An 8137-nucleotide genomic window follows, 5' to 3' on the forward strand; every position below is an offset into this window, starting at 1 on the left:
GAGTAGCGGGGACAGGATTTGAACCTGCGACCTCTGGGTTATGAGCCCAGCGAGCTACCGAGCTGCTCCACCCCGCGTCGGTAAACACAACTCTACGTCATCGGGGGCCGGACTCTCGCCAATTAACCTTCCCGCCTCCCTCAGCACCGATGTATCCGCAGGTCAGAGCCGTGCAGAGGGCCTGAAAGACGGCCGGCTTCAGCCTGCGACCAGGCGGAGCAGGGCCAGGGAACCGATGCCGAACGCGATGGTCAGGTAGAAGTTCCGGGTCCGCCAGGCCAGCAACAGGGTCGGCACGGCCAGCCAGAGGCCGTAGTTGCCGGGACCGAGGTCCAGCGTGCCGGCGGGGGCGAACAGGGACGGGGCGAGCAGGGCCGCGATCACCGCGGGCGGCACCTGCCGCAGCCAGACCACGACGGGCCGGGGCAGGGCGGCCGCCGCGAGGAAGAGCGTGGGCAGCAGCCGGGGGCCGAAGGTGACGGCCGCCATGCCGGCGATGGTCAGGGCGAGCGTGAGGTGGCTCATCGGCTCGTTGCTCCTTCCGCGTGCGCGTGGTCCTCGCGGTCCCCGTGTGCCCCGTGTTCGGCGGAGTCGGCGTGGTCCTCGGGGCCGGCGTGGTCCTCGGGGTCGGCGTGGTCCTCGCGGGGTGCGATGGCCAGGCCGAAGGTGGCCGCGACGGCGGCCGCCGCCAGGACGGCCCAGTACTGGAGGCCGAGCAGGGTCAGGCCGACCGCCCCGCCGCCCGCGACGACGGCGACGGCGAGTCCGCGCCGGTCGGCGACGATCCCGGCCGCCAGCAGGGCCATGAACATGGCGGGCAGGGCGTAGTCGAGGCCCAGCGCCTCGACGTTCGTGACCAGGTCCCCGGCCAGCACGCCGAGGAGGGTGCCCGCCACCCAGGAGGCGTGCACGGCGGTGTTGAAGGTGAACACCTCGGCCTTGGGGCGCTCCGCGCGGTCCGCGTACTGGGCGGAGTGCACCGCGAAGGCCTCGTCGGTGAGTTCGTACGCGAACAGCGCCTGCTCGCGGCGCCGCCATCCGGCGAGCCGGGGTGCGATCGCGGCGGACAGCAGCAGGTGGCGCAGGTTGACCACGAAGGTGGTCAGCACGATGGCGTACGGGGCGGCGCCGACGGCCAGCAGCTGGAGGGCCGCGAACTGCGAGGAGCCGCCGTACACGAAGGCCGACATGGCGACCATCGCCCACCACGGCAGGCCGGCGGTGTGGCCCAGCACGCCGAAGGCGAAGGCGACCGGCACGTAGCCGAGCATCACGGGGACGGCCTGCCCGAAGCCCGCCGCCCACGCGGCCCGGGCTCCACGGACCGGGCCGGCCGGGACGGGCGCGGCCGGTCGGGCGGCCCCCGCCCCGGGGGCCCCGGCCGCGGCGTGGTGCGCCGGGGCCGGGGAGTCGGTCGCTACAGATCGCACTCGAAGGTCCTCTCTCCCAGGGCCGGACGGAAGCCCACGCCCGTCCACAGGGCGGTCGCGGCCCCGTTCCCGTCGAGGACGGCGAGGAAGATCCGGTTGACCCCGCGGCGGCGGAAGGCCGCCAGGGTGTCGACCGCCATCACCCGGGCCAGCCCCAGCCGGCGGTGGCCTGGGTCGACCACGGCGTGGCTGATGCTGCCCCGTACGCCGAACGAGCCGGCGAGCAGTGCCGCGACGACCCGGCCCGAGGGGGTGCGGATCACCCGGCACAGGTCGGCGGAGTGTGCGAGGTGCCCGCAGAGGAGCCGCTCGTCCTCCCATTCGCAGTACGCGGCCTGCGGCGCGGCCCGCAGCAGCTCGATCACCTGCGGGACGTCGGCCGCCGTCATGGGTGCGGACACCGCCGGGGCCGCCGCGGCGGTGGCTGGTGCCTGGGGCTCGTACGGCCCGACCCGTACGTGCGGCTCATCGATCGCCAGAGCCAGAGCTGCGGCGCTCATCAGACCAGCGTCTCGTACGGGGAGCCGGGCAGGGAGAAGGAGATCGCGAGGACGTCGCGGTGGCCGCCCTTGTCCTCGGCCGCGCTGAGGCCGGTGACGTGGTGCTTCATCGCGCGGTCCTCGAAGATCAGGGAGTCCAGCGGCGTGCGGAAGGTGCCCTTGGCGAGCGGCTCCTCGTCCCAGGTGAAGACGGTGCTGTGGCCGCCCTCGACGTCGACGCGGGAGATCAGGTGCAGGCCGGCCCACGGGTAGCCGTCCGAGTGGATGCCCTCCGGGACCAGCTCGTTGTACTGGCCGGGGTTGATCTCGATGCGGATCTGGTGGATCTGGCAGACCCAGGCGCGGTCGCGGTACTCGTCCTCGATCGGCAGGTTGTCGAAGTCGTAGCGGACCAGGGCCTGGAAGAGCGGGTTGCGGTACGTGGCCTCCTCGACGTCGCCGAAGTGGCGCTCGATGCCGCCGACGAAGGCGTTCATGGCCTCGCTCTGGTAGTACGCGACGTGGTCGAGCGGGGCGAGCTCGCCGGTGGCGGGCACGTACGTGAAGTCGCTGTAGCGGCGGGTGCGGACGGCGCGGTCGCCGCCGCCGAAGTGGGTGTCGGGGGTGAGCCGGCCCCAGGAGGCCTGGAGGCCGTCGAAGGCGGCGGCCAGCTCGGGGGACAGGTTGAGGTCGGTGGCCGACACGAGGGCGAAGCGCTGCTCGCGCAGCGTGTCGCGCAGGTCGGGGCCGACGGCGGTGATGGTGTCGGGGGCGGGGATCCGGGCAACGGTGGTCACGGCTGTGTTCTCTCTGTGGAGGGACGGAATGCAGCGGACGGGCCGGGCGGACGGGCCGGGCGGACGGGCCGGGCGGACGGGGCTAGCGCAGGCCCAGCGATTCGTACGTGGCGTCGAGCTCGGCGACGTCGAGGCCGGCGGCCTCGCGGACGAGGCGGATGGCCCGGTAGATCTGGTTGATGTGCGCGATGTCGTGGCCGATGACCTTGCGGATCATGACCTCCATCGTTTCGCCGCCCTGCTCGCCGTGGCGGCCGGTGCGCTGCCGGTCCTCGGGCGTGAGCGCGGCGAGGAGGGCGACGTTGGAGGCGCGCAGGCCGGTCCAGGCGTCGAGCATCCGGCGGAACGGGAGCCGGGGCAGCGGGGCCCACAGCTGCTCGTCGTAGCCCGGGTAGACGGGGTTGTCCTCGGTGGCCACCAGGCGCCAGCGGAAGCCGTAGACGATGTCGACGTCGAAGAGGTGGCCGACGATGAAGGCGGCGGGCCATTCGCCCGGCTCGGGGACGGTCTCGGCGAGGTCGGTCGGCAGGTCGGCGAAGAGCCGGGCGGCCCAGACGGGGGTCTTGGCGAGGACGTCGAACGCGTCGCGGTCTCCGGCGACTTCGAGGAGGGCGGCCACGTAGGCGGCCGGGTCCTCGGTGGCGGAGGGGATGTCGATGCGGTGGACGCCGGTGCTGGTCTGTGCGGTGTTCGTGGTCACGCGGACGTGCCTTTCGGGATCGGGGTGGGTGTTGTCGCGCGGCGCGGGGACTTCCGGGGGCTCCGCCCCGGGCCCCGGCGCCTCGGATGTCGGTGGGGACGGGCGGTGCGGGAGCCGTCGGGGGTCGCTCCCGGCCCCGCGCCCCGGACGCCGGCGGGGCCGTCAGGCCGCCGGTACCGGCTCGGGGGCTTCCGCGGGCCGGGGGGTCGTCGTCGTGCGGTCGCCCGGGTTCGCGCCGAGGACCAGCAGGGCGCCGAGGGCGGCGACGGCCGCGCAGGCCGTCCAGTGCAGGGGCGGCGAGATGCTGTAGAGGAGGCCGCCGACGGCCGGGCCGAGGGCCCCGCCGAGGGTGTGGGCGATGCCCTCGGCGCCCTGGTAGCGGCCGCGCAGGTGGGCCGGTGAGAACTCGGCGGGGTACGCGTTGGCGATCGGGGTGTAGACCGTCTCGGCGACCGTCCACACCACCACCGTCAGGGCGAGCAGCCAGACCGCCTGCATGGCGCCCGTGAGGGCCATGCCGATGCCCAGCAGGGCCAGCCCGGCGGCGATCACCCGGCGCGGGTTGCGGCGCTCGGTGTGCTTGGTGAGCGGGAGCTCGATGACCACGCAGAGCAGGGCGTTGAGGCCGAGCAGCAGGCCGTAGACCTTGTTGTCGAAGCCCGCGTCGGTCACGTGCAGCGGCAGGGTCGCGGTGGACTGGCCGTAGACGAAGGTCGCGGCGACCATCGAGCCGAGGAAGAGCAGGTACGGGCGGTCGGAGAGCACCTCGCGGTAGCCCCCCTTGCCCTTGCCCTTGCCCTTGCCCTTGCCCTTGGCCGTCTGCGGCGCGGGGGCTTCGAGCGGCGGGCGCCCGCCGGGCAGCGTGCACAGCGCGAGCACGCCGAAGGCGAGGGAGAACAGGGCGTCGCCGAGGAAGACGTACGTGTACGAGGCGCCGCTGAGCAGGCCGCCGACGAGCGGGCCGACCGCCATGCCGACGTTGATGGCGAGGCGCAGCACGGCGAACGCCGTCACCCGCTGCTTCTCGGGGACCACGTCGACGAGCAGTGCGCCGGCCGCGGGCCGGTACAGCTGGGCGAAGACGCCGACGAGTCCGACGAGCGCGGTGGTGGCGATCAGCCCGTGGGTCAGCGGGACGAGGGCGGTGGCGGCGCTGCTGCCGAACATGGAGACGGCGATGGCGGTGCGCCGGCCGAAGCGGTCGGCGACCGTGCCGCCGACGGCGTTTCCGATGAACGCGCCGACTCCGACCACGCCGAGGGCGACGCCGGCCTGGAATGCGGAGAATCCCTGGGCGACCAGGAAGAGCACGAGGAATACGTTGAGGAAATTGCCGAATTTGATGAGGAACATTCCGGAGAAGATCACCCAGGCGCTTCTGGGCAGGTCTTGCAATCGTCGGCGCAAGGGGTCCTCGCCGGCCATGGGGGCTCCTTCTGGATCGGGGGGTGATGCGTGGATGCGGTGGCGTCCACCATGAAACCCGCCGGTCAAGGCCCTGCCCAGAGCTGAGTGCTGGCACAAAGGGGGCTGGCACATTCCTGCCCGCCACCCATTTCCAAGATCGCCGCCGGGCGCTCCCTGCGTCATTCGTGCCGGGCACGGTTGTGCCAGCCCGGATCCATTTTCCGGGCCGGAATTCTGCTGCAGAGTTCTGGCCATGACCGAACACAAGCTTCTCGTCGTCGGCGGACGCATACAGACGCTGCGCAAGGCGGCGGCCCTCGGAATCCGCTTCGTACTGATCCAGCACAAGGACCAGTTCGTGCCCGAGGCCGCCCGGCTGGCCGAGGCCGTCCTCATCGCCGACTACACCGACTGGGACGTCACCCGTCCGCTGGTGGAGGCCGCGCAGCGGGCGTACGGCTTCACCCGGGTGGCTTCGATCACCGAGCCGGGCCTGGTCCCGGCCGGCCGGATCAGCGACCACCTGGGGCTCGGCAACACCTCCGAGGAGGTCGCCGAGCTGCTGCGCGACAAGCACGCGATGCGCCGCCACCTGGCCGCGTCCCCCTCCGCGGAGGTGCGGGCCCTGTCGGTGGCCGCCGCCGAGGTCGACGGCGTCGGGGCGCTGACCGCGTTCGGCGCCGAGCACGGCTACCCGTTCGTGCTCAAGCCCACCGACGCCACGGCCAGCCTGGGCGTCGTACGGATCGACGGGCCGGAGCAGGCCGCCGGGGCGTGGGCCGGGGTGGAGGCCCTGCGGGCCCGCACCGACCTGCAGTGGGGTGCGTTCTTCACCATCGGCCGGTTCATCGCCGAGCAGTACATTCCCGGCCCCGAATACAGCGTCGAGAGCTTCTCGTTCGCGGGGCGCCACATCGTCCTGGCGGTGACGGAGAAGCTCACCGGCGGCGGGTTCATCGAGCTCGGCCACGCCCTGCCGGCCCGTCTCGACCCGGCGGACGAGCGGAGCATCGAGGAGGCCGTCGCCCGCTTCCTGGACGCGATGGGCCTGACCGACGGGGCCGCGCACACCGAGCTGCGGCTGTCCCCGACGGGCCCGCAGATCATCGAGAGCCACAACCGGATGGGCGGCGACCGGATCTTCGACCTGCTGGACTCCGCCTACGGCATCGACCTCGAAGAGTGGATCGTGGCCTGGCAGTTCGGGCTGATCCCGGCGCTCACCGAGCGTCCCGCCCCGCGCCGTGCGGCGGCCACCCGCTTCCTGTCCGCCGAGCCGGGCACGGTCGTGGAGATCCAGGGCTCGGACGAGGCCCTCGCCCTGGCCGACGTCATCGACGTGGAGACCACCGTGCGGCCCGGGGACACCGTCGGGGAGCTGCGCGGCAACTGGGACCGGGTCGGTCAGGTCCTGGTCACCGGCGCGGACACCGAGGCGGCCGTCGCGACCGCGGAGCGGCTCACCGAGAAGGTCACCGTCGTCACCACCGGCACCACTCCCCTGCACGTCTCCCATGGAAAGACCGCGTCATGAAGATCCTGCTGATCATGCGGAACACGTACGCGTGGCACCGCGAGCACATCGAGACCCTGGAGCGGATGGGTCTGGAGATCCACCTGGCGACCCGGGTCGCGCAGGCCGCGGACGACGGCCGGTTCGCGAACGTCGTGCCGATCCCGCAGGAGCTGGAGGGCACGGAACTCGCCGAGTTCTGCGCCGCCGCGGCCCGCCGGCTCGGCATCTCCTCGGCGATCACCTTCTACGACAGCGACATCGCCGTCACCTCCACCGTCAACCGGCTGCTCGGGCACGCCTGGCCGCGTCCCGAGGCCGATCTGATCTCCCGCGACAAGCAGCTCCAGCGGTCCTTCCTGGAGCGGCACGGGCTGCCGGGGCCGCAGTTCGCGGGCGTCGACGGCGTCGAGGCCGGTCTCGCGGCGGCGGAGTCCTTCACGTACCCGTTCATCGTCAAACCGAGCGCGCTGGCCGCCAGCATCGGCGTCAGCCTGGTCCGCGACCGGGCCGAGCTGGAGCGGGCGCTGACCGACGTCGCCCGTCTCGCCGAGGAGTGGGGCGGCTACTTCCCGAGCGAGGGTCCCGAGATCGCCCTGCTGGAGGAGTTCCTGCCGGGCAAGGAGGTCACCCTCGACGGGGTGGTCCTGGACGGCACGTTCCACCTGGTGGGCGTCACCAACAAGATGCAGATGCCGGGCCCGTACTTCGAGGAGGACTTCTACACCCTCCCGTTCCGCACGCCGGAGGAGGAGCCGGAGCTGGTCGCGGTCGCCGAGGGCATCGTGGCGGGCCTGGGCGTGCGCCACTGCCTGTTCAACGCCGAGTTCCGGCAGGACTCCGAGGGCCGGTACCGGGTCGTGGAGTTCGCCACCCGGATGAGCGGCGGCCAGAACTACCGCAACCTGCGCGAGGTCCACGGCATCGACGCGGTCCGCCTCTACGCCAAGGCGGTCCTCGCCGGGGACGACGCGGACTCCCTCGCCGCGCTGCTGGACGGCGAGGTGCCGCGGGCCGCGGCCCCGCGCGCCGCCACCTGCATCAAGTTCGCGTACCGGACCGGGACGCTCGTCCGCAACAACCCCGGCGACGCGACGCACTCCCCGTACTTCCGCTCGTACATCCCCGCCTCGAAGCCGGGCGACCGGCTGCGGCGCGCCCCGGAGGGCTGGTACGAGATCGCCGGATCGCTCGCGGTGGCCGCGCCCTACCGCAGCGCCGCCGACATCGACCGGGTGGAGCGGATCGCCGCCGACCTCGACGAGCGGCTCGACGTGGTCGTCGTACCGGCCGCCTGACCGGCCGCGCCCTGACCGGCCACGCCCGACTGGCCGCGCCCTGGCCGACGCGATGTTTCACGTGAAACATCGCCCGCCGCCGGGGACTTCACCCCGACTCCCCTTCAGTCCACCGACGCGGAAAGAGCCCCACGTGCACGCCAACGACCCCGTGTTCCGGATGGGAATCACGGAGCCCACCGCCATCGACCCGTACAAGGCCCAGGAAGGCGAGGGGATCCTCGTCTGCAAGGCCCTGTTCACCGGGCTGCTGGCCCTCGACGCGGACGGCGCCCCGATCCCGGCCACCGCCCGGTCCTGGGAGAGCGACCTGACGGCCACGACCTGGACCTTCACGCTGCGCGCCGGAACGGTGTTCAGCAACGGGGAGCCGGTCACCGCGCACAGCTTCGTGCGCGGCTGGGCGCGGGCACTGGACCCGGAGGCCAACACGGAGACCGCGTACCACCTGGCGGGCGTGCGCTCCTTCACCGCGGTCGACGACACGACGCTGGTGGTCGAGCTGTCCGAGCC

The 8137-nt window shown here is 72.7% G+C and carries 9 protein-coding genes and 1 tRNA gene; 3 read left to right on the top strand and 7 right to left on the bottom strand.

Translation table 11 applies throughout. The annotated features are described in order from the left end of the window. Window positions 1–3 precede the first annotated feature (3 nt). The 7 genes from ACFXA3_RS21100 to ACFXA3_RS21130 form a co-directional block, all read right to left on the bottom strand. Window positions 4–77, bottom strand: a tRNA-Met gene (locus ACFXA3_RS21100). A gap of 121 nt (window positions 78–198) precedes the next feature. Beyond that, window positions 199–525 (bottom strand): AzlD domain-containing protein, encoded by a 327-nt coding sequence (locus ACFXA3_RS21105; protein WP_385188820.1) that lies wholly within the window; start codon window positions 523–525, stop codon window positions 199–201. Further along, on the bottom strand, window positions 522–1430 hold the full coding sequence (locus ACFXA3_RS21110) for an AzlC family ABC transporter permease (protein WP_385188821.1): 909 nt from the start codon (window positions 1428–1430) through the stop codon (window positions 522–524). The genes ACFXA3_RS21105 and ACFXA3_RS21110 overlap by 4 nt, the downstream gene beginning before the upstream one ends. Further along, window positions 1418–1930 (bottom strand): GNAT family N-acetyltransferase, encoded by a 513-nt coding sequence (locus tag ACFXA3_RS21115; RefSeq protein WP_385188823.1) that lies wholly within the window; start codon window positions 1928–1930, stop codon window positions 1418–1420. Before ACFXA3_RS21115 ends, ACFXA3_RS21110 begins: the two co-directional genes overlap by 13 nt. After that, window positions 1930–2706 carry a 2OG-Fe dioxygenase family protein gene (locus ACFXA3_RS21120; protein ID WP_385188825.1) on the bottom strand — a complete coding sequence of 259 codons (777 nt, stop codon included), beginning with the start codon at window positions 2704–2706 and terminating at the stop codon, window positions 1930–1932. The genes ACFXA3_RS21115 and ACFXA3_RS21120 overlap by 1 nt, the downstream gene beginning before the upstream one ends. Before the next feature lie 82 nt (window positions 2707–2788). Continuing rightward, window positions 2789–3406, bottom strand: coding sequence for a DinB family protein (locus tag ACFXA3_RS21125; protein ID WP_385188827.1), 618 nt, complete (start codon window positions 3404–3406; stop codon window positions 2789–2791). A gap of 162 nt (window positions 3407–3568) precedes the next feature. Next, on the bottom strand, window positions 3569–4831 hold the full coding sequence (locus ACFXA3_RS21130; RefSeq protein WP_385188829.1) for an MDR family MFS transporter: 1263 nt from the start codon (window positions 4829–4831) through the stop codon (window positions 3569–3571). A 235-nt stretch (window positions 4832–5066) separates the two neighbouring features. On the opposite strand from ACFXA3_RS21130, the gene ACFXA3_RS21135 reads away from it, so the two are divergent. The 3 genes from ACFXA3_RS21135 to ACFXA3_RS21145 form a co-directional block, all read left to right on the top strand. Next, entirely contained in the window at window positions 5067–6347 is a 1281-nt protein-coding gene (locus ACFXA3_RS21135) for an ATP-grasp domain-containing protein (RefSeq protein WP_385188831.1), read from the top strand. After that, a complete protein-coding gene (locus tag ACFXA3_RS21140; RefSeq protein ID WP_385188833.1) occupies window positions 6344–7624 on the top strand; it encodes an acetyl-CoA carboxylase biotin carboxylase subunit family protein in 1281 nt (426 codons plus the stop codon). The genes ACFXA3_RS21135 and ACFXA3_RS21140 overlap by 4 nt, the downstream gene beginning before the upstream one ends. 133 nt (window positions 7625–7757) lie before the next feature. Beyond that, a partial coding sequence (locus ACFXA3_RS21145; RefSeq protein WP_385188834.1) for an ABC transporter substrate-binding protein occupies window positions 7758–8137 on the top strand: 380 nt, incomplete at its 3' end.

Source organism: Streptomyces sp. NPDC059456, assembly GCF_042750055.1.
GTDB lineage: Bacteria > Actinomycetota > Actinomycetes > Streptomycetales > Streptomycetaceae > Streptomyces.

What these genes read in the sequence shown, in the direction of transcription:
- ACFXA3_RS21105 (WP_385188820.1), bottom strand. Translation starts at nt 525, where the DNA reads ATGAGCCACCTCACGCTCGCCCTGACCATCGCCGGCATGGCGGCCGTC.
- ACFXA3_RS21115 (WP_385188823.1), bottom strand. Translation starts at nt 1,930, where the DNA reads ATGAGCGCCGCAGCTCTGGCTCTGGCGATCGATGAGCCGCACGTACGG.
- ACFXA3_RS21130 (WP_385188829.1), bottom strand. Translation starts at nt 4,831, where the DNA reads ATGGCCGGCGAGGACCCCTTGCGCCGACGATTGCAAGACCTGCCCAGA.
- ACFXA3_RS21135 (WP_385188831.1), top strand. Translation starts at nt 5,067, where the DNA reads ATGACCGAACACAAGCTTCTCGTCGTCGGCGGACGCATACAGACGCTG.
- ACFXA3_RS21140 (WP_385188833.1), top strand. Translation starts at nt 6,344, where the DNA reads ATGAAGATCCTGCTGATCATGCGGAACACGTACGCGTGGCACCGCGAG.